The sequence below is a fragment of the Streptomyces sp. NPDC043876 genome (assembly GCF_056435825.1).
The window spans coordinates 453,868-471,235 of record NZ_JBWKDV010000003.1; the positions used below are offsets into that span (position 1 = coordinate 453,868).

Sequence of the window (17,368 nt, forward strand, 5' to 3'; positions counted from 1 at the left end):
ACACCCGGGTCTGAACTAGCTCGCGGGTGCGGGTGCGGGCGCCGGTATCGGGAGTTCGGCGGCGCGGCTGACGGGTTCCCAGGCGGACCAGGTGGCCATCCGCCGACGCGCGATGTCGAACGCGAGGTCGTAGGCCACGCCGCCGAGCAGCAGCCGCGTCGGCGGTTCCGCACTGTCGACGAGGGTCAGCACAGCCCGCGCGGCGAGCTTCGGGTCGCTGTCGACCGACCCTTGCGCGAACTGCTTCTCCAGCTCCTCCCGCAGCGGAGCGTAAGGGCCCAGGGCGCTGGTGGTGCGCATGGCCGCGTAGAGGTCGGTCCAGTAGCCGCCGGGCTGGACGATGCTCACCTTCACACCGAAACCGGCCGCCTCCTGCGCGAGGGCCTCGCTCATGCCCTCCAGGGCGAACTTGCTCGCGCTGTAGAGCCCGGTGCTCGGGAACCCGCCCAGGGCGGCGATGCTGGAGATCTGGACGATGTGTCCGGAGCCCTGCTGCCGGAGCGTGGGCAGTACGGCCTGACTCACCCACAGCGCGCCGAAGAAGTTGACGTCGAGCTGGGCTCTGGCCTCGGCTTCGGTGAACTCCTCGACCATGCCCATCGCGAGCATCCCGGCATTGTTGACGACGATGTCGAGCCGCCCGAAGTGGCCGACCGCCTCGGCGACCGCCGCGCGCACCGCTTCCCTGTCGGTGACATCGACTCCGATGGGCAGCACGCGCCCGGGATGCGCGGCTGCCAACTCCTCCAGCGGTCCGACGGTACGGGCAGCCGCCGCGACGCGGTCGCCCGCCGCGAGCGCCTCTTCGGCGAAGGCGCGGCCGAGCCCGCGGCTCGCACCGGTGATGAACCAGACGCGATCGGCTGACGTGGCTGCGGTACGCATGGGTGTCTCCCCCCTCGATAAGACGAGACGTTGCGTCTCGTTCTCCTTCATCATGAATGCCTCGTGAGGCACTGTCAAGACGGACCGTCTCGTTTCGTTGGCCTGATAGGTTGGAGCCATGACCAAGCAGTCGAAGAGCCTTCCCGATGTCGGCCGCCGCAACGAGGCCTCCCGCAAGGCGATCCTGACGGCCGCCTTCGACCTGGTCGGAGAGGTCGGCTTCGCGAAGCTGAGCATCGAGGCCATCGCCGCGCGCGCGGGCGTGGGCAAGCAGACGATCTACCGCTGGTGGCCGTCCAAGGGCACGGTGCTCTTCGACGCGTTCCTCATGCTCAGCGAGGACCACGCGAGAGGCGATCCGGCGCTCCCGGACACCGGCGACATCGAGGCGGACCTCAAGACCGTCCTGCGGGCCACCGTCGACGAACTCAACGACGCCCGCTACGACGAGCCGCTGCGGGCCCTCAACACCGAGATCGTGCACGATCCCCAGCTCGCGGCGGCCTACGCCGAGCGCCTGCACGAACCGATGCGGCAGATCAAGCGCGACCGCCTGCGCCGGGCCCAGGAGGCCGGTCAGCTCGACGCCGACACCGATCTGGACCTCGCGGTCGAACTGCTCTGGGGCCCCCTGCTGAACCGCTGGCTGCAGCGCACGGGGCCGCTGACCGCCGAGTACGCCGACCGCGTCGTCGAGGCGGCGCTGCACGGACTGCGGCCCCGGCCCGCCGGTGCGCCGAGCACGGGGAGCGGGCCGGCCGCGTAGCAGCGCTCACGCGCGCAGGTTTCCGGGACGGGCCGCCCGCGCCCCGGACGACCGCGAGGGGCACCGGGGCGCGGCGGGCGGCACCGTGGGTCAGACCTCCACCGAGGCCTTTTCGTCCGCCGCGGCGGGGGCCGGGACGGCCGGGGCAGCCTGCTCCTTCACCGCGGGCACGGGCACGGGCGCGGGCGCGGAGTACATCACCGAGCCCTGCTTGTTCTCCTTCTCGACGAGCCCCTTCTTGGCGAGGGCCTCCAGGGTGTTGCGCACCACCTGGACGGAGGTCGGGCGCTCGGGGTGCGCCTGCGCCAGTTCGGCGGCGACCTCACTGACCATGCGGGGTTCCGCGGCGCCGACGAGGAGGGCCAGGACGAGTTCGCGCCGCGGGGGCTCCGAGACGGGGGATGCCTGCGTCTCGGCGGGCTTCTTCGCGGGGGTCTTCCGGGTCGCGGCCTTGCGCGCAGCGCTCTTCTCGGGGGCGGCCTTCTTGGCGGTCGTCTTCTTCGCCGCCGTCGCCGCGGTCTTGGTCGCGGGGGCCTCGGCGGCGGCCTGGGACGCCGGAGCGGCCGCAGCGCCAGCGTCCGGAGCGCCGGCGTCCGGAGCGCCGGCGTCCGGAGCGGTGGCGGCCGAAGCCGCGGCCTTCGCCTTGGTCGCCGACGCCGTGGCCCGCTTCGGCCGTGCGGTCTTCTTGCCGACCGCGCGACCGGTGGCCTTCTTCGCCTGCCGCGGCGCGGGAACGGCCGCGATGTCACCCTCCGGTGCCTCCGGGGCCTCCGGAGCCTCCAGGGTTTCCGGCGCCGCCGGGAGCGTGCCCTGCATGCCGGAGAGCCAGCCCTCGTCGGACTTCAGCTGCTTCAGACGGGCTTCGAGATCCGTGAGCTGCGCGGAGATCTCCGCCTGTTCCTTGCGGTTGACTTCGAGATCTGCGGCGAACCGCTGCGCGTACACGTTGTGAATGGGCGTGCTGTCGGGCTCGTTGGCCATTGCGGCTCACTCTCCTCGTACCTCACGGTGTTGCTGCCAGATGGTATTCGCCATGAGGCACCCGCAGTTACTTCCCCGGAAATTCCGCCCCACTCCTGCGGTGTGCACCCGCCGTGTCCCCACATGTGCGCCACCCGGCGGGTGCATGCTGTCGCCATGAGCGAGCGCGACGATTTCCTGGTGTGGGTGCGCACCGACCTGTACGCGGCGGAACGCGCCCTGCACAACGGCAACCCCGCTCCACGCAGGGCTCTTTGGTCGCGCCGAGAACCGGTGAGCGTCCTCGGGGCGTGGCGCAACGCCACGGGGCAGGAGGAGATCGACGCGCTCTTCACCGCCCTCGGGCGGAGTTTCTCCGACTGCACGTCATACGCCTTCGAGCTCCAGACGTACGACGTGTCGGGCGACATGGCGTACACGACCGGTTTCGAGCACACCTCCGCCTCCGTTGACGGACAGCCGCGTACCTACACCCTGCGAGCCACCCAGGTGTACCGGCGCGAGGACGGTGCGTGGAGGGTGGCCCACCGGCACGGCGACACGGTGACCGAGTGACCGAGTGACCGATTGACTGAGTGACCGAGTGACCGCCCGTGCCGTAGGCCCCCGGCCGCGGGCCCTATTGGTGGGGGATCCGCCCGCAGAGCCAGTTGCCCGGCTCGGCCGGGTCGTCGCTGATCCAGAACTGCCGCCACAGCGCGGCGAACTCCTCGCGGCCGAGGTGTCCGTCGCCGTCCAGGTCGAGCCGCTCGAAGACCCCGGTGAGGTCGGCGGGCCGGCCGTTCCAGGTCTCGACGAGCCTGCGGTGCTCCTCCGGGGAGATGACGCCGTCGCCGTTGGTGTCGACGGCGTCGAAGACGGTGTCCGCGGTCGCGGTGACGTCCGCCACCATGGCGGGCAGCTCGTCGACCAGGGACAGCAGCTCGGCCATGTCGACGGCCCCGTCACCGTTCGCGTCCCCGGCTTCCAGCAGCGCCGCCCACCAGCCCATCAGCAGTGCCTCCACCCGTGCGCGCAGCGCCGTACCGGGCCCCACACCCGGCAGTCGGCTCCAGCGCTCCACCAGCGCCGTGAAGTCCTCCTCGCGCAGGTAGCCGTCGCCGTCGGCGTCGAACGCCGCGAACATCCCCCTGAGCTTGCGCTCCTGAAACACGCTGGCCATGAGCGGCCTCCCTCGACGCCGAACCGAACCGCGGACCGCCGCCGACCGCGCCACGGTGCGGCAGGCAGCGCGTCACTATAGGGCGGCGCGACTCCCCGCTCCCACGGGCACGTGCGTACGAGACGTCACCCTCCCGGCGGCGCAAGGAAGGGCCTGGGGAAGGCGCGAGGCGAGAGGGCGCTCGGAGAGAGTACGGCCGCGGGCGCGGGGGTAGGCGCCCGGAGCACGAGCGCCTCTGCGTCGAGGAGGACAGAGCCATGACCGAACACTTCGCGCAGCCCGACGAGCCGCGCCCGGCGGCGGCGGATCCGCCGCGCCCGCCCGAGGCCGGGGCCGGGGAGCCGGGCGGTGTGCCGCCGCAGGAAACGCCTCCCGGGGAGTCGAGCACGGGCTCCGGGGCGGGCCCGTACCGGCCGCTCACCCGTGGCTGGGCGAAGGGGCCCGTCGTGGTGATCGCTGTGGTGGCCCTGGTCTTCGCGCTGTTCTTCCTCGTCTACGCCATCACCCTGAACCTGTGAACGGGCGCTACCGGTGAGCGGGCGGGAGGCGGTCGAGGAGCTGGTTCCTGCGCGGGCGCGCGGCGCGCCGTGCTGGCTGAGCCTGGTGGCACGGGACCTGGAAGCGGCCGAGCGGTTCTACGCCGAGGTGCTGGGATGGACCTTTCGCGCGGGCGCGCTGGACGGCGGGTTCTCGGTCGCCGAACTGGACGGCGTACCGGTCGCGAGCCTCGGCGCGGTCGCCGGCGAGCTGGCCGTCCCGGTGGCGTGGACGGCGTACTTCTCGGTGGACGACGCGGACGAGGCCGTGGCCCGCGTCCGCGAGCGCGGGGGAACGGTGGGTGTCGGGCCCGTGTCCTACGGAGACCGGGGCAGGGCCGCCCTCGTCGCCGACCGGGACGGCGCCGGATTCGGCCTCTGGGAGGGGCGGGTGCTGCCCGGTTGGAGCGTCGGCGGCGGGCGGGCGCCGGCCTGGCTGGAACTGCGGACGCGCGACGCCTTCGAGGCGGCCCTGTTCTACGGGCCGGTGCTGCAGTGGGCCGAGGACGTGCCCGGATGCTGCCTCGCCTCCTACGAGGACGATCAGGTGGTCCTGCGCAGCGGGGGCGAAGCGGTCGCCCGGCTGAACAGCGGGCCCGTCGAGGCGGCGGCCCTGAGGTCGCACGAGCGGCCCCGGTGGCTCGTCCACTTCAAGGTCCCCGACGTGCGCCGGGCCCTGGAGCGCGCCGTCTCCCTGGGAGGCACGGCGGTGTACGGCGCGGCGGAGGGCGCGGGACCGCAGGTCACGCTCCGGGACCCGCAAGGGGCGCTGTTCACCCTCGACGGGGCCGAGCGGGGACCGGAGATCCCGTGGTAGGCGCTGCGGGCGGCCGGCGACGCCCGGCCGACGGGCCGGGTCCCGGGTGCCATCTGCCCGTTCAGCCCTCGGTGTACTGCACGGCGGCCCGCACCGCGGCGTGGGCGGTGGGCTGCGCCATGAGGACGCACAGGGTGAAGACGGCATCCTCCAGGGCGCGGCGCGCCGCCGCGTCCGCGGGGGAGGACTGCAGGCGCAGCTGCGCGTCGAAGAAGCGGCCGAGCGCCTGCTCGGCGTCATCGGGGCGCGGAAGGAGCGCTGGGCCGGTCCCCCCGGTCGGGACCGCCGTCCTCGTCCGGGCCGCTTCCGCGGCCCGGTTCAGGGCCCGCTCGACGCGGTTCGGCAGCTCCGTCCCCCGGCGCTCGGCGGCCATGGCGGCGGCCAGTTCGCCGACGCCGACGCCCGCTTGGGCGGCCGCGGCGGACAGCACCGCCTCCGCCTCGCGGGCCGGGCAGGGAACGGTTGCCATGATCATGCCGATGGCCCACGCCACGGCGGGTTCGGGCAGGGTTCCGGGCCGGTCGGCCACCACGGTGTCCGCCCGGTGCGAGCCGGTCCCGGTCGACGATGACGGCACGGCGGTTGCCGGGCTGGTGTGGGTATGCATGGCGTGCCCCTTACGCACGTGGCGGCGGCCCCCGACCCTCCTTCGGCGTCTGCCCGGAGCCGAACGGTTTGATGCGCGGCGCGGGCAGGAAGACGTGGCGAGGAGAGGACGGGAGCGACAGTGGACGGCATGGGCGAGAGCAGGGGCACGGGCATGGGTGAGGGCGAGTGGGAGGGTGAAGGCGGCGCGGGTCCGTTCGTCGTGTTCGCGAACTTCCTCTCCGACCTGGCCGTCGATCTCGGGCAGGGCGAGGTGCTGGGACGGTGGGCGGAGCAGGCCCCGCGCAAGGCGTGGCTGCTGAGGGCCGGGGACGTCCTGGTGACGCCCGTCCCCCTGGGCCCGGAGTTCCTCCGGTACGTGTACGCCCTGACCGGCGTGGACGGCGCGCAGGTGAGCGTGGTCGAGGTGCCCCCGGGGTCCGGGACCGTCCCGCTCGCCGAGGCGGTACGCGCCGCCGGGCTCCTCCCGCGGGTGCGGGACCTCGCCCGCGAGCGGGGCGCGTCGCTGCTGCCGACGGCCCTGGACGCCTCGGTGGTCGGATTCGCCCGGGAGCTCGGGATCCCCGTGCACCCCTATCCCGCGCTCGACGGCGCCGAGGCCGCCCTGGCGCCGGCCATGCTGCTGAACACGAAGGCCGGTTTCCGCGCGGCGGCGCAGGAGCTGGGCCTGCGGGTTCCCGAAGGGCAGGTGTGCGGGCGAGCCGACGTGGAGGGTGTCGTGCGCGCGCTCCTGCGCCGCCACGAGCGGGTCGTCGTCAAGCCGGACCGGTCCGCCGGAGGCCACGGAATGCGCTTCCTCACGCGCGGCGACGTGGCCGACGGGGCGCCCCTGGTGCTGGACGCGGTCGGCGGCCCCGGGGGGACGTGGGTGGTCGAGGAGCACATCGAGGTGGCGCACGCGGTCAGCGTCCAGCTGGAGACCGCCGCCCGGGGTGCGCGCGTCCTGTTCAGCGGCGCGATGAGCACGGCCGAGGGAGCGTTCACCGGTTACGCCTCCCCGCTGCCCGAGGCCTGCGCCCACGTGGCCGGCGCGCTGGAGGACTGGGGGACGCGGCTGGGCGGCCATCTGTCCGCGCACGGCTACGCCGGACCGTTCGGCCTCGACGCGCTGGTCACCCCGAAGGGCGAGGTCTTCGCGAGCGAGAGCAACATCCGCCGCACCGCGACCACGACGCCGCACGCCATGGTCCGGCGCCTGACCGGCCCCGCACGGGGCGGCGCCCGTCCGGCATGGGCCGTGTCCACGGCGCGCTCACGGCACGCGTACGGTTTCGCGGCGGCCCTCGACCGGCTGGAGCGCGGCGGCGTGGCCTTCGACCCGCTGCGCGGCGAAGGGGCCGTGCTCTACGCCGACGCGCCGCCGGACGGCCGGACCTGGCGCTACGCGGTGATCGCCCACGGCCTCGACCGGGTGGCGGAGTACGAGGCCCGGTTGGCCGAAGCGCTGGATCGCGCGACCCCGTGAGGGGCCCCGCCCGGCCGGGTCCGGCGCGGGGGTCCGCCCTCCTGCGGCGACCGCCCTACTGGTCGGCGCTCGGCACGGCCAGGGGATCGGCCGGGGCCTTCTTCTTGGCCGCTTCCATCTCTTCGCCGAGTGCGGTGAGGCGGTTGCGGCCCATGGCCTTGCGGACGTCGGGGAACCATTCCTTCTCCTCCTCCTCGACGTGGTGGCGGACGTTCTCCATCAGGACGCTCATCTTCGCGTCGAAGCGCTCGTCGGCCGGGTCGAGGTCCTTGAGCTCGGACAGCATCCACAGCACCACGTGGTGCTCCTCGACGCTTTCCAGGACGTGGTCCTTGGTGTCGGGCGCGGCCTCGCGCGCGGCCGGATAGAAGATCTTCTCCTCGATCCAGGTGTGGGTGGTCAGCTCCTCGATCACCTGGTCGGCGATCCTCCGCTTCTCGGCATGGTCCTCCTCACCGGCCTTCTCGAACCGCTTGAAGAGCTTCTCCACGGTCTTGTGGTCTTCCTTGAGCAGCACGATCCCGTCCACGGGTCTCCTCGGCTTAGGCGTTCCGCGGGGCGGCCGACGCCGCCCCGGCGAACGTGTTCCCCGTCGTTCCGGGCGCACCGCACTCGCGGGGTGTTTTTCCCCGTACGGAGGATCCGCGTGCCGCCGTGCGGAGGTCTGCTCCGGGCAGGGGTGGGAACCGCCCGGCTGGGCAGGCGGACCGGTGTGAACGAGGAAGAGGACCTGCTGGCCGGCCTGAGCGTCGACACCCGGCGGCCCGAGCAGCCGGTGCTGCTCGACGGCCGGGGCGACCCGATACGCACCTGGCGCGAGAACTATCCGTACGACCGCAAAGTGCCGAAGGACGAGTACGAACGCAGCAAACGGATCCTGCAGATCGAACTGCTCAAACTGCAGCGCTGGGTCAAGGAATCCGGCCGGCGCCTCATCGTCATCTGCGAGGGCCGTGACGCCGCGGGCAAGGGCGGCACGATCCAGCGGTTCACCGAGCGCCTCAACCCCCGCGGCGCCCGGGTCGTGGCGCTCGACAAACCGACCGACCGCGAGGCCGGGCAGTGGTACTTCCAGCGCTACGTCGCCCACCTCCCCAGCCCGGGGGAGATCGTCTTCTTCGACCGCTCCTGGTACAACCGGGCCGGTGTGGAACACGTCATGGGGTTCTGCACCCCCGAGGAGTACCACCTCTTCCTGAAGCAGTGCCCGGCCTTCGAGCGCATGCTGGTCCAGGACGGCATCTGCCTGGTGAAGCTCTGGTTCTCCGTCTCGCGCTCCGAGCAGCGCACGCGCTTCGCGATCCGCCAGGTCGACCCCGTCCGGCAGTGGAAGCTCTCGCCCACCGACCTCGCGTCCCTCGACATGTGGGACGCCTACACCGAGGCCAAGGTGGCCATGTTCCGGGCCACGGACACGGCCGACGCGCCCTGGACCGTCGTCAAGACCAACGACAAACGGCGGGGCCGACTGGAGGCGATACGCCATCTGCTGACCCGGGTCGACTACGACGGCAAGGACCCCGCGGCGGTCGGCACACCCGACCCCCTGATCATCGGCGCGGCCTACACCCTCCTGGAACCCGGCGAGGAGGACACCGCCCTCTCACCCACGCCCCTGGCCGACAAGGCCACCGGACCCGGGCACCACCCGCCCCGCGACGGCATGCCGCCGCGCCAGGAGAACGGGCGGCGCCCACCCGCCCCAGCGGACGAGGTTTGAGCCCGCCGATTGCGTCAAGGGGATCCGTATGGCCTCTTCCACACGCGAAACGGAACGCACCTACGCGCCCGGTGCGTCCGCCGGTACCGCCTGGCCACCCGGTCTCACGCGGCTGGAGCCGGTCGACTCCCTCGCGGCGTGCGGGACGCGGGAGCTGGACGCCGTCTACTACGACACCGGCGACCTGAGACTGACCCGCGCGGGCGTGACCCTGCGCCGCCGGACGGGCGGCGCCGACGCGGGATGGCACCTCAAACTGCCCCTTCCGGGCGACAGCCGCGAGGAGATCGGCGTCCCCCTGGGGGCGTCCCCGGCGGACGAGGTACCCGGGGAACTGAGCGGTCTGACGCTCTCCCGCACCCGCGGCGCGCCCCTGCGCCCCCTGATGCGGATCCGCACCACCCGCACCTCGCACCGGCTCCTCGACACCGGGGGCGAGGCCCTCGCGGAGCTCTGCGTGGACGCCGTCCGCGCGGACGCGCTGCTCCCCGGCGGGGGACACACGGCGTGGACGGAGTGGGAGGTGGAACTCGCCGAGGGCGGCGATCCGGCGCTCCTGGACGGGATCGAGGAGATCCTGCGGGAACACGGTGTGTTCCGCTCGCACAGCCCGTCCAAGCTGGTCCGCGCGGTGCGCGAGACGCTGCCGCCCGCGGCCCGCGCCCCGCAGCCGCCCGGCAAGGCCGTCCCCGGGTCCGCGGGGGGCCACGTGCTCGCCCACCTGGACCGCCAGGTCGCCGCCCTGGTGGAACTCGACCCCGCCGCCCGCCGCGGCGCACCCGACGCGGTGCACCAGATGCGCACCACGCTGCGCCGTCTGCGCGGCTGCCTGCGGAGCTACCGTTCGGTCCTCGCCCCGGAGAGCACCGACCCGCTGCGGCGGGAACTGAAGTGGCTGGCCGGTGAACTCGGCGCGGAACGCGACCACGAGGTCCTGCGCGAGCGGTTCACCTCGGCGGTGCGCGACCTCCCGGGCGAACTCGTCCTCGGCCCCGTCGACGCCCGCCTCACTGCATGGGACGCGGCAGGGGGCGCCGAGGGCCGCCGCCGCACCCTGGACGTGCTCGGCTCGGCCCGCTACCTGGACCTGCTGGAGCGGCTGCACGCCCTGACCACCGACCCGCCCCTGCGCCCGAAGGCGGCCGGGAAGCCCGGGAAGGTGCTGGTCAAAGCCCTCCACAAGGACTACGAGCGGCTCGCGCGGCGCATGGACACCGCGCTGGAGCGGACGCCCGGCGCGGGGCGCGACACCGCGATCCACGAAGCGCGGAAGGCCGCCAAGAGGCTCCGCTACGCCGCGGAGGCCGCCCGGCCGGCCCTGGGCAAGCCCGCCGCGCGGCTCGGACGGCGGGTCAAGGCCGTGCAGAAGGTCAGCGGCGCGCACCACGACAGCGTGGTGGCCCGCGACGCCCTGCGCGGTCTCGCCGTGGCCGCGCACGCCGCCGGGGAGCCCGGCTTCACCTGGGGCCTGCTGGCGGGCGGCGAGAGGGCCGCGGCGGCCGCTCGCGAGCGCGAACTCCCCGAGGTGTGGGCGCGCGCCCGCGCCGCGGCCCGGCGCAAGGCGCTGCGCCGCTGAGGCGGCCGGCGCCGGACAGGGCCGGACCGGAGGCGAGCACCAGGCCAGCACGAAAGACACCCGACACAGCAGACACGGAGAGAGGCGAGAGGCATGACCACCCCCGAAGATTTCGCACCGCGCACCGCCGTGGTCACCGGCTCGGACTCCGGCATCGGCCGCGCGGTCGCCGTGCGGCTGGCCGAGGCGGGGATCGACGTCGGCATCACCTGGCACACCGACGAGCAGGGAGCGCAGGAGACGGCGCGGGAGGTCCGCGCGCACGGACGCCGGGCGGCGGTGTCCCACCTCGACCTCACCCGGCTGCCGGACGCCGCGGACGTCGTCGACGAGCTGGCCGACGTACTCGGGGGTGTCGACGTCCTCGTGAACAACTCCGGCACCGGCACCGCCACGCCGTTCCTCGACCTGGAGCTCGCCACCGTGCGGGAGGTCCTGGACATCGACCTTGTAGGTCCCCTGCTGTGCGGCCAGCGTGCCGCCCGGCGCATGATCCGCCGCGGCCGCGGCGGCCGGATCGTCAACATCACCTCCGTGCACGAGCACCAGCCGCGGGTGGGCGCGGGGCCCTACTGCGCGGCGAAGGGCGGCCTGGGGCTACTGACCCAGGTCATGGCCCTCGAACTGGCCGAGCACGGCATCACGGTGAACGCCGTCGCGCCCGGCGAGATCGCCACTCCGATGACCGGCCAGGAGGACGAGGACGTCCGTACCACCCACCGCCCCGGCGTCCCGCTCGGCCGGCCGGGGGACGCGCGCGAGGTGGCCGAGGTCGTCGCCTTCCTCGCGGGTCCGGGCGCCTCCTACGTGACCGGTGCCTCGTGGGCGGTGGACGGCGGGATGCTCCGCATGGGGCCCATGGCCGGCTCGCACCTCGACAAAGACGCCTGGCGCAGGCCGTGAGGGGGCGATGGCCGTGAGCGGACCGGGACGCCGACTGCTGCTCGTCCGGCACGCGAAGGCCGTACCGAAGGGGCGGATCGACGACTTCGAGCGCGCCCTGAGCGAGCGGGGGCGCCGGAGCGCGCCCCTGACGGGGCACTGGCTGGCCGGGTCGGGGTACGCGGCCGACCTCGCGCTGTGCTCGCCGTCGCGCCGGACCCGCCAGACGTGGGAGCTGATCGCGCCCGCGCTCGCGGAGCCGCCGCCGGTCGTCCATGACGAGCGGCTCTACAACGCCCCGCCGAGCGCGCTGATGGAGGTCCTCGCCGACCGGGGCGGCGACCTCGGCGCGCTCCTCCTCGTCGGCCACAACCCGGGCATCCACGAGCTGGCCGCGGCCCTGTGCGGCAACGGCCCGCCGAAGCTGCTGGAGCGGCTCCGGGAGACCTTCCCCACCTCCGGCGTCGTCGTGGTGGAGCTGGAGTGCGGGTGGAGCGGCCTGGCCCCGGGACGGGGCACCTTGGCGGACTTCTGGGCTCCGCCCGGCTGAGCGCGGGGGCCGCTGCCCCCGCCGCATCCTTCCGCTGCGCCCCGCCGACCGGAGCGGGGCGGAATGAAGCCGCCTCCCGCGGGCAGGCGCCGAACCTCACGGGGCATGACGCGGGAGGTGGTCCCCATGGCCTCCATCGGCAGGCACCACCGGTTCATCGGGCCACGCGCGGCGGACCGGCGCGCGCGTGCCGCCGCCCTGCGGTGGCGGCACGACGGGTCCGAGGCGCAGTGGGCGCGCAGCGACCTACGGCTGCGGCGCACCCTGTCGGTCGTCTTCGCGCCGGTCTTCGCGGCCGGTGGCGTCCTCTTCGTGCTGCTGGCCCTGCACACCACGGATCAAGGCGCGCCGTCCCGGACGCTGTGCGCGGCCCTGGGGGCCTTCTGCTTCCTCATGGCCGCCGTGGCGCTCTTCGACCTGTACGTGATCGGGCGACGGATGCGCGAGCAGCGGCGCTGGCACCACGACCGCTGATGCGATATGCGCGGTTCGGGAGGAATCGACGTCCACGGGGTGATCAAGGAGCGGACGGGTAGCCGCCCGGTGTGATCACCCTGGGAGTCGAAGAAGAGTATCTGCTGGTGGACCCGGACACCGCGCTCCCGGTCCCGTGGGCCGACGACGTGCGCCGGGCCGCAGGCCTCGGCCCCCTGGCCGAGGACGGCGAGGTGCAGTACGAGCTGCTGCAGTCGCAGGTCGAGGTGGCCACCCCCGTGTGCACCCGGCTGGAAGAGGTGGGCGGCCACCTGCTGCGACTGCGGCACGCCGTCGCCTCCGCCGCCGAGGACCGGGGCTGCCGGCTCCTTGCGTCGGCGGCGGCGCCGGTCCGGGGCACCCTGCCCGTCCCCGTCACGCCCTATCCGCGGTACCGCCGGATGGAGGGCGAGGCCCGGCAGCTCGTCGACGAACAGCTGATCAGCGGCATGCACGTGCACGTCGGCGTGCCGGACCCCGAGACGGGCGTGGCCGTCCTGAACCGCATCCGGGTCTGGCTCCCGACCCTGCTGGCCATGTCCGTCAACTCGCCGCTCTGGGACGGCCGGGACACCGGCTTCGCGAGCTGGCGGACCATCGTCTTCGGCCGCTGGCCCGTGAGCGGGCCCCCGCCCCCCTTCCTCGGGCACGCCGACTACGAGCACCGGGTGGACGCCCTGCTGTTTTCGGGGGTCATCGCCGACCGCGGGCAGCTGTACTGGCAGGCCCGCCTGTCCGACCACTACCCCACCGTGGAGGTCAGGTGCCTGGACGTCCAGCTCCGCGCCGACGACGCCGTCATGCTCGCCGGCATCGTGCGCGCCCTCGTCCAGGTCGCCCTGGCGGAGGAGGAGGCCGGCGGGCCGCCGCCGCCCGCGTGCCCGCCCGAGCTGCTCCAGGCCGCCAACTGGCACGCCGCCCGCCACGGTCTGGACGGCTCGCTGGTCGACCCCTCGGGCCGCCGCCGCAGCAGCGGCGACGTCCTGTGCATGCTCCTGCGCCACCTCGCGCCCGCGCTGGAGGAGAACGGCGACCACCGGGAAGTCTGCTCCCTCGTCCACCGGCTGCTCCAGGAGGGAACGCCCGCGGACCGCCAGCGCCGCGCGCTGGCCGACGGCGGCATGGCGGGCCTCAGGGCGCTCCTGCTGGGGGGCTCCTCCGGTTGAGTGATCCGCCCGCATGAGCGGCGGCGCGGCGGGGCACACGCCCCGGGACAGCCGTACGACAGACTGGGAGCACCCCATGAGCACGCACCGCCCGGACCGTCCCACCCCGCCGTCGCAGGCCCCCGGCGAGAGCGGGGACCAGGAAGCGCGGGAGGAAGCGGAGGACGCCATCGCTCCGGGGACGAAGGACGGCGAAGCCGGGGACGCCCTGACGCCGAACACCGACGCGCAGCGCCGTACCGCCCGCAACCATGGCGGCAACCCCCCTCAGGAGTAACCGCCGGGCCCCGTGGTCCTGGTGGCGACCCGACGGTCTCGCGCCGGTCCCGTACGGGCCGGCGCGGGCGCCGGGGCGAGAAACTCTGAAGAGTGATCGTAGCTCTCTGGTGACGGGCGCCTTCGCCGTGTAGCTTCTGTTCCAGCTGTCGTGGTTCGCAGTCCCTGCCCGCGCCCTGGCGTGGGCGTTTTGCTGTGCAGTGCCGGACCAGGGCGATCACCTCCGGGTCCGCGCGGTGCGGATCCGACATCGACTGAGAGGCATCATCATGGCCAGCGGAACCGTGAAGTGGTTCAACTCCGAAAAGGGCTTCGGCTTCATCGCGCAGGACGGCGGCGGTCCGGACGTCTTCGCGCACTACTCCAACATCAACTCCACGGGCTACCGTGAGCTGCAGGAGGGCCAGGCCGTGACCTTCGACATCACGCAGGGCCAGAAGGGCCCGCAGGCGGAGAACATCACCGCCGCCTGATCGCGCCCCTGACCTGACCGGTCCGTCCGCCCGCCCCCGGAGTCCCAGACTGCCGGCGGCGGGCGGATCCGTGTCAGGCGGCGCGTCGGCCGGGTCTCCTCACTCCCCGTGCTCCGCGTGCCGGTGACCGGGGAGGATCTCCTGGAGCTTCGCCTTGAGCCCCTGGCGCACCATGGCGACCCGGTCGCTGTCGCCCTTGAGGATCGCCGAGGCGGTCGCCTCGATCTGGTCGAAGTCGGCGTGCGGAGGGATCGGCGGCACGGCGGGGTCGGTGCGGAAGTCCAGGACGAACGGCCGGTCCGCGGCGAGCGCCTGCTGCCAGGCGGCCTCCACCCCGACCGGCTTCTCCACCCGTACGCCCTCCAGCCCGAGGGAGCGCGCGAAGTCGGCGTAGCGCACGTCCGGGAGAGCCTGCGAGGGCAGGAACTGGGGCGCGCCCGACATGGAGCGCATCTCCCAGGTCACCTGGTTGAGGTCGCCGTTGTTGAGGACCGCGACGATCAGCCGCGGGTCCTCCCACTCCTGCCAGTACTTGGCGACGGTGATCAGCTCGGCCAGCCCGTTCATCTGCATGGCGCCGTCCCCGACGATCGCGATGGCGGGCCGGTCCGGATGGGCGAACTTCGCGCCGATGACGTACGGGACCCCCGGCCCCATGGTGGCCAGCGTCCCGGACAGCGAGCCGCGCATGGTCCCGCGCATCCGCAGGTGGCGGGCGTACCAGTTGGCGGCGGAGCCGGAGTCGGCGGCGACCATCACGTCCTCGGGCAGCTGCGCGTCCAGGGCGTGCACCACGTACTCGGGGTTGACCGGATCGGCCTCCACGGCGGCCCGCCGCTCCATGACCGTCCACCACTGCGCGGTGTCCTTCTCGATCTTCTTCCGCCAGGAGCCGTGCTTCTTGCGCTTGAGCAGCGGCAGCAGCGCCGCGAGGGACTCCTTGGCGTCCCCGACGAGATTGACCTCGAAGGGGTAGCGCAGCCCGATCATGAAGGGATCGATGTCGATCTGCACGGCCCGGGCCTGGTCGAAGGCGGGCAGGAACTGGCTGTACGGGAAGCTGGACCCCACCACCAGCAGGGTGTCGCAGTCCCGCATCATCTCGTAGGAGGGCCGGGTGCCCAGCAGTCCGATCGAGCCGGTGACGTAGGGCAGGTCGTCGGGCAGGGCGTCCTTGCCGAGCAGCGCCTTGGCCACGCCTGCGCCCAGGAGCTCCGCCAGCTGCTCCACCTCGGCCCGCGCGCCCCGCGCGCCCTGGCCGATCAGGACGGCGACCTTCTCGCCCGAGTTCAGCACCTCCGCGGCCCGCGCGAGGTCGGCGGCCGCCGGGACCGGCGCGTAGGAGGGGGCGCCGAGGCTGGAGGGGACCATCTTGAAGGCGTGCGTCGGCGGGGAGTAGTCCAGCTCCTGGACGTCTGCGGGGACGATGACCGCGGTCACGGTGCGCTGGGCGTAGGCCGTGCGGATCGCCCGGTCGATCACGTTCGGCAGCTGCTCCGGGACGGTGACCATCTCGCAGTACGCGGAGGCGACGTCCTTGTACAGGCTCAGCAGGTCGACTTCCTGCTGGTAGGAGCCGCCCATGGCGCTGCGGTTGGTCTGCCCCACGATCGCGACGACGGGCACGTGGTCGAGCTTGGCGTCGTACAGGCCGTTGAGCAGGTGGATGGCGCCCGGGCCGGAGGTGGCCGCGCAGACACCGACCTTGCCGGAGAACTTGGCGTAGCCGACGGCCTCGAAGGCGGACATCTCCTCGTGGCGGGACTGGATGAACCGCGGCATGTCGTCGGCGCGGCCCCACGCGGCCAGCAGGCCGTTGATCCCGTCACCCGGATAGGCGAACACGTTCTCCACGTCCCACTCGCGCAGGCGCTGGAGGATGAAATCGGACACCTTGATCGACATGACGCTCCTTGTCGGTCGAACGGACGGGGGAGGACGGGGAGGGAGGGGGAGAGGGTGGGGGGAACGCGGACCGCGGTCAGCCGAGCGCGGGAAGCACCTTCTCGCGGTAGGCGGCGAAGAAGGCCTCCTGGTCCGGCCCGATCTGTCCGACGTACACCTCGTCGAAACCGGCGTCCACGTACGCGCGGATCGCCTCCAGGTGCTCCTCGACGTCGGAGCCGCACGGCACGGCCCGGGACACCTGGTCCTCGGTGACGAGTTCGACGGCCTGCTCGAAGTGGGCGGGCGTGGGCAGGATCTGGTTCAGCTCTCCCGGCAGGTGCTCGCTCGGCCACAGCCGGTGCGCCGTCTTCACGGCCGCGTCCCGGTCCGCGCCCCAGCACACCTTCAGCCCGCCGACCACCGGCTTGCCCTCGCCGCCCGCCTCGCGGAACCGGCGGATGGCCTCCTCGTCGGGGGCCATGGTGACGAAGCCGTCCCCGATACGGCCCGCGAGGGCGGCGGCCTTGGGGCCGAAGCCCGAGACCAGGACCGGCAGCGGTTCCTCGGGCGCGGTGTAGAGGCGGGCGTTGTCCACCGTGTAGTGGCGCCCGCGGTGGCTGACCTGGCGGCCGGTGAACAGCTCCCGCATCACCTCGACCGCCTCCTCCAGCATGTCCGCGCGCTCCTGGAACGCCGGCCACCGGTCCCCGAGGACGTGCTCGTTGAGCGCTTCACCGGTACCCACGCCCAGGGCGAACCGGCCGCCGAGCAGCACGCTGGAGGTGGCCGCGGCCTGTGCCGTCACGGCCGGGTGCAGGCGCACGGTGGGGCACGTGACGAGGGTCGTGACGGGGAGGTCGACCGTCTGGGACAGCGCGCCGATCATCGACCACACGAAGGCGCTGTTGCCCTGTTCGTCGGTCCACGGATGGTAGTGGTCCGAGATGGCGAGCCGGGTGAACCCCGCCTCCGCGGCCCAGCGCGCCTGTCGCAGCAGCTGGTCCGGGGTGAATTCCTCGCAGGACAGGAAGTAGCCGAAGGACGTCATGACCTCGTTCCCTTCAAGACGGACGGAAGACGGTGCCCCCCGTTCCCGGCTACCCCGGCAAGCCGCTCGGACACATGCCGCCCGGCCCGGCGGGTAGG

At 73.4% G+C, this 17,368-nt stretch carries 20 protein-coding genes; 13 read left to right on the forward strand and 7 right to left on the reverse strand.

Features of this window, described 5'->3' with window-relative positions; all coding sequences use genetic code 11:
• Nucleotides 1–15: 15 nt before the first annotated feature.
• The gene (locus AC0693_RS11440; RefSeq protein ID WP_478801583.1) at nt 16–885 is read right to left on the reverse strand and encodes an SDR family NAD(P)-dependent oxidoreductase; all 870 of its coding nucleotides are present in this window, start codon (nt 883–885) and stop codon (nt 16–18) included.
• 118 nt (nt 886–1,003) lie between these two features.
• Here AC0693_RS11440 and AC0693_RS11445 point away from each other — a divergent pair, with 118 nt between their 5' ends.
• Entirely contained in the window at nt 1,004–1,651 is a 648-nt protein-coding gene (locus tag AC0693_RS11445) for a TetR/AcrR family transcriptional regulator (RefSeq protein WP_478801584.1), read from the forward strand.
• 90 nt (nt 1,652–1,741) lie between these two features.
• On the opposite strand, the gene AC0693_RS11450 is transcribed toward AC0693_RS11445, so the two are convergent.
• A complete protein-coding gene (locus AC0693_RS11450; RefSeq protein WP_478801585.1) occupies nt 1,742–2,632 on the reverse strand; it encodes a hypothetical protein in 891 nt (296 codons plus the stop codon).
• Between the two features lie 156 nt (nt 2,633–2,788).
• On the opposite strand from AC0693_RS11450, the gene AC0693_RS11455 reads away from it, so the two are divergent.
• On the forward strand, nt 2,789–3,187 hold the full coding sequence (locus AC0693_RS11455; RefSeq protein ID WP_469333241.1) for a nuclear transport factor 2 family protein: 399 nt from the start codon (nt 2,789–2,791) through the stop codon (nt 3,185–3,187).
• Between the two features lie 64 nt (nt 3,188–3,251).
• Here the strand turns inward: AC0693_RS11455 and AC0693_RS11460 are convergent, their stop codons facing one another.
• A complete protein-coding gene (locus AC0693_RS11460; RefSeq protein ID WP_468466073.1) occupies nt 3,252–3,794 on the reverse strand; it encodes an EF-hand domain-containing protein in 543 nt (180 codons plus the stop codon).
• Between the two features lie 257 nt (nt 3,795–4,051).
• Here AC0693_RS11460 and AC0693_RS11465 point away from each other — a divergent pair, with 257 nt between their 5' ends.
• Nucleotides 4,052–4,312, forward strand: a complete 261-nt coding sequence (locus AC0693_RS11465; protein ID WP_468466071.1) for a DUF6480 family protein — start codon at nt 4,052–4,054, stop codon at nt 4,310–4,312.
• A gap of 13 nt (nt 4,313–4,325) precedes the next feature.
• Complete coding sequence (locus AC0693_RS11470; RefSeq protein WP_469315897.1) at nt 4,326–5,147, forward strand: VOC family protein; 822 nt, start codon at nt 4,326–4,328, stop codon at nt 5,145–5,147.
• Nucleotides 5,148–5,208: 61 nt separating this feature from the next.
• On the opposite strand, the gene AC0693_RS11475 is transcribed toward AC0693_RS11470, so the two are convergent.
• On the reverse strand, nt 5,209–5,754 hold the full coding sequence (locus AC0693_RS11475; RefSeq protein ID WP_478737380.1) for a DUF5133 domain-containing protein: 546 nt from the start codon (nt 5,752–5,754) through the stop codon (nt 5,209–5,211).
• Nucleotides 5,755–5,883: 129 nt separating this feature from the next.
• Here AC0693_RS11475 and AC0693_RS11480 point away from each other — a divergent pair, with 129 nt between their 5' ends.
• The gene (locus tag AC0693_RS11480; protein ID WP_478801586.1) at nt 5,884–7,218 is read left to right on the forward strand and encodes a preATP grasp domain-containing protein; all 1,335 of its coding nucleotides are present in this window, start codon (nt 5,884–5,886) and stop codon (nt 7,216–7,218) included.
• Nucleotides 7,219–7,273: 55 nt separating this feature from the next.
• Here the strand turns inward: AC0693_RS11480 and AC0693_RS11485 are convergent, their stop codons facing one another.
• Nucleotides 7,274–7,747, reverse strand: a complete 474-nt coding sequence (locus AC0693_RS11485; RefSeq protein WP_468466063.1) for a hemerythrin domain-containing protein — start codon at nt 7,745–7,747, stop codon at nt 7,274–7,276.
• A gap of 183 nt (nt 7,748–7,930) precedes the next feature.
• Here AC0693_RS11485 and ppk2 point away from each other — a divergent pair, with 183 nt between their 5' ends.
• From ppk2 to AC0693_RS11525, 8 genes are all read left to right on the forward strand, one after another.
• The gene (ppk2, locus tag AC0693_RS11490) at nt 7,931–8,938 is read left to right on the forward strand and encodes a polyphosphate kinase 2 (RefSeq protein WP_469315900.1); all 1,008 of its coding nucleotides are present in this window, start codon (nt 7,931–7,933) and stop codon (nt 8,936–8,938) included.
• Between the two features lie 28 nt (nt 8,939–8,966).
• Entirely contained in the window at nt 8,967–10,514 is a 1,548-nt protein-coding gene (locus AC0693_RS11495; protein ID WP_478801587.1) for a CYTH and CHAD domain-containing protein, read from the forward strand.
• A 93-nt stretch (nt 10,515–10,607) separates the two neighbouring features.
• Complete coding sequence (locus AC0693_RS11500) at nt 10,608–11,417, forward strand: SDR family oxidoreductase (RefSeq protein ID WP_469333245.1); 810 nt, start codon at nt 10,608–10,610, stop codon at nt 11,415–11,417.
• Between the two features lie 7 nt (nt 11,418–11,424).
• Nucleotides 11,425–11,946, forward strand: a complete 522-nt coding sequence (locus AC0693_RS11505; protein WP_469333246.1) for a SixA phosphatase family protein — start codon at nt 11,425–11,427, stop codon at nt 11,944–11,946.
• Between the two features lie 105 nt (nt 11,947–12,051).
• On the forward strand, nt 12,052–12,420 hold the full coding sequence (locus tag AC0693_RS11510) for a DUF6343 family protein (RefSeq protein WP_469315904.1): 369 nt from the start codon (nt 12,052–12,054) through the stop codon (nt 12,418–12,420).
• Nucleotides 12,421–12,491: 71 nt separating this feature from the next.
• A complete protein-coding gene (locus tag AC0693_RS11515; RefSeq protein WP_478801588.1) occupies nt 12,492–13,586 on the forward strand; it encodes a carboxylate-amine ligase in 1,095 nt (364 codons plus the stop codon).
• 76 nt (nt 13,587–13,662) lie between these two features.
• A complete protein-coding gene (locus AC0693_RS11520; RefSeq protein WP_469315906.1) occupies nt 13,663–13,863 on the forward strand; it encodes a hypothetical protein in 201 nt (66 codons plus the stop codon).
• A 268-nt stretch (nt 13,864–14,131) separates the two neighbouring features.
• Nucleotides 14,132–14,335, forward strand: a complete 204-nt coding sequence (locus tag AC0693_RS11525; RefSeq protein ID WP_328929665.1) for a cold-shock protein — start codon at nt 14,132–14,134, stop codon at nt 14,333–14,335.
• Between the two features lie 99 nt (nt 14,336–14,434).
• Here the strand turns inward: AC0693_RS11525 and AC0693_RS11530 are convergent, their stop codons facing one another.
• Both AC0693_RS11530 and AC0693_RS11535 read right to left on the reverse strand, forming a co-directional pair.
• Entirely contained in the window at nt 14,435–16,240 is a 1,806-nt protein-coding gene (locus AC0693_RS11530) for a thiamine pyrophosphate-requiring protein (RefSeq protein ID WP_478801589.1), read from the reverse strand.
• A 76-nt stretch (nt 16,241–16,316) separates the two neighbouring features.
• Complete coding sequence (locus AC0693_RS11535) at nt 16,317–17,270, reverse strand: TIGR03557 family F420-dependent LLM class oxidoreductase (protein WP_478801590.1); 954 nt, start codon at nt 17,268–17,270, stop codon at nt 16,317–16,319.
• Nucleotides 17,271–17,368 lie beyond the last annotated feature (98 nt).

What these genes read in the sequence shown, in the direction of transcription:
- AC0693_RS11505 (WP_469333246.1), top strand. Translation starts at nt 11,425, where the DNA reads ATGGCCGTGAGCGGACCGGGACGCCGACTGCTGCTCGTCCGGCACGCG.
- AC0693_RS11440 (WP_478801583.1), bottom strand. Translation starts at nt 885, where the DNA reads ATGCGTACCGCAGCCACGTCAGCCGATCGCGTCTGGTTCATCACCGGT.
- AC0693_RS11455 (WP_469333241.1), top strand. Translation starts at nt 2,789, where the DNA reads ATGAGCGAGCGCGACGATTTCCTGGTGTGGGTGCGCACCGACCTGTAC.
- AC0693_RS11450 (WP_478801585.1), bottom strand. Translation starts at nt 2,632, where the DNA reads ATGGCCAACGAGCCCGACAGCACGCCCATTCACAACGTGTACGCGCAG.
- AC0693_RS11460 (WP_468466073.1), bottom strand. Translation starts at nt 3,794, where the DNA reads ATGGCCAGCGTGTTTCAGGAGCGCAAGCTCAGGGGGATGTTCGCGGCG.
- AC0693_RS11445 (WP_478801584.1), top strand. Translation starts at nt 1,004, where the DNA reads ATGACCAAGCAGTCGAAGAGCCTTCCCGATGTCGGCCGCCGCAACGAG.
- AC0693_RS11520 (WP_469315906.1), top strand. Translation starts at nt 13,663, where the DNA reads ATGAGCACGCACCGCCCGGACCGTCCCACCCCGCCGTCGCAGGCCCCC.
- AC0693_RS11480 (WP_478801586.1), top strand. Translation starts at nt 5,884, where the DNA reads ATGGGCGAGAGCAGGGGCACGGGCATGGGTGAGGGCGAGTGGGAGGGT.
- AC0693_RS11510 (WP_469315904.1), top strand. Translation starts at nt 12,052, where the DNA reads ATGACGCGGGAGGTGGTCCCCATGGCCTCCATCGGCAGGCACCACCGG.
- AC0693_RS11525 (WP_328929665.1), top strand. Translation starts at nt 14,132, where the DNA reads ATGGCCAGCGGAACCGTGAAGTGGTTCAACTCCGAAAAGGGCTTCGGC.
- AC0693_RS11500 (WP_469333245.1), top strand. Translation starts at nt 10,608, where the DNA reads ATGACCACCCCCGAAGATTTCGCACCGCGCACCGCCGTGGTCACCGGC.
- AC0693_RS11475 (WP_478737380.1), bottom strand. Translation starts at nt 5,754, where the DNA reads ATGCATACCCACACCAGCCCGGCAACCGCCGTGCCGTCATCGTCGACC.
- AC0693_RS11495 (WP_478801587.1), top strand. Translation starts at nt 8,967, where the DNA reads ATGGCCTCTTCCACACGCGAAACGGAACGCACCTACGCGCCCGGTGCG.
- AC0693_RS11535 (WP_478801590.1), bottom strand. Translation starts at nt 17,270, where the DNA reads ATGACGTCCTTCGGCTACTTCCTGTCCTGCGAGGAATTCACCCCGGAC.
- AC0693_RS11465 (WP_468466071.1), top strand. Translation starts at nt 4,052, where the DNA reads ATGACCGAACACTTCGCGCAGCCCGACGAGCCGCGCCCGGCGGCGGCG.
- AC0693_RS11530 (WP_478801589.1), bottom strand. Translation starts at nt 16,240, where the DNA reads ATGTCGATCAAGGTGTCCGATTTCATCCTCCAGCGCCTGCGCGAGTGG.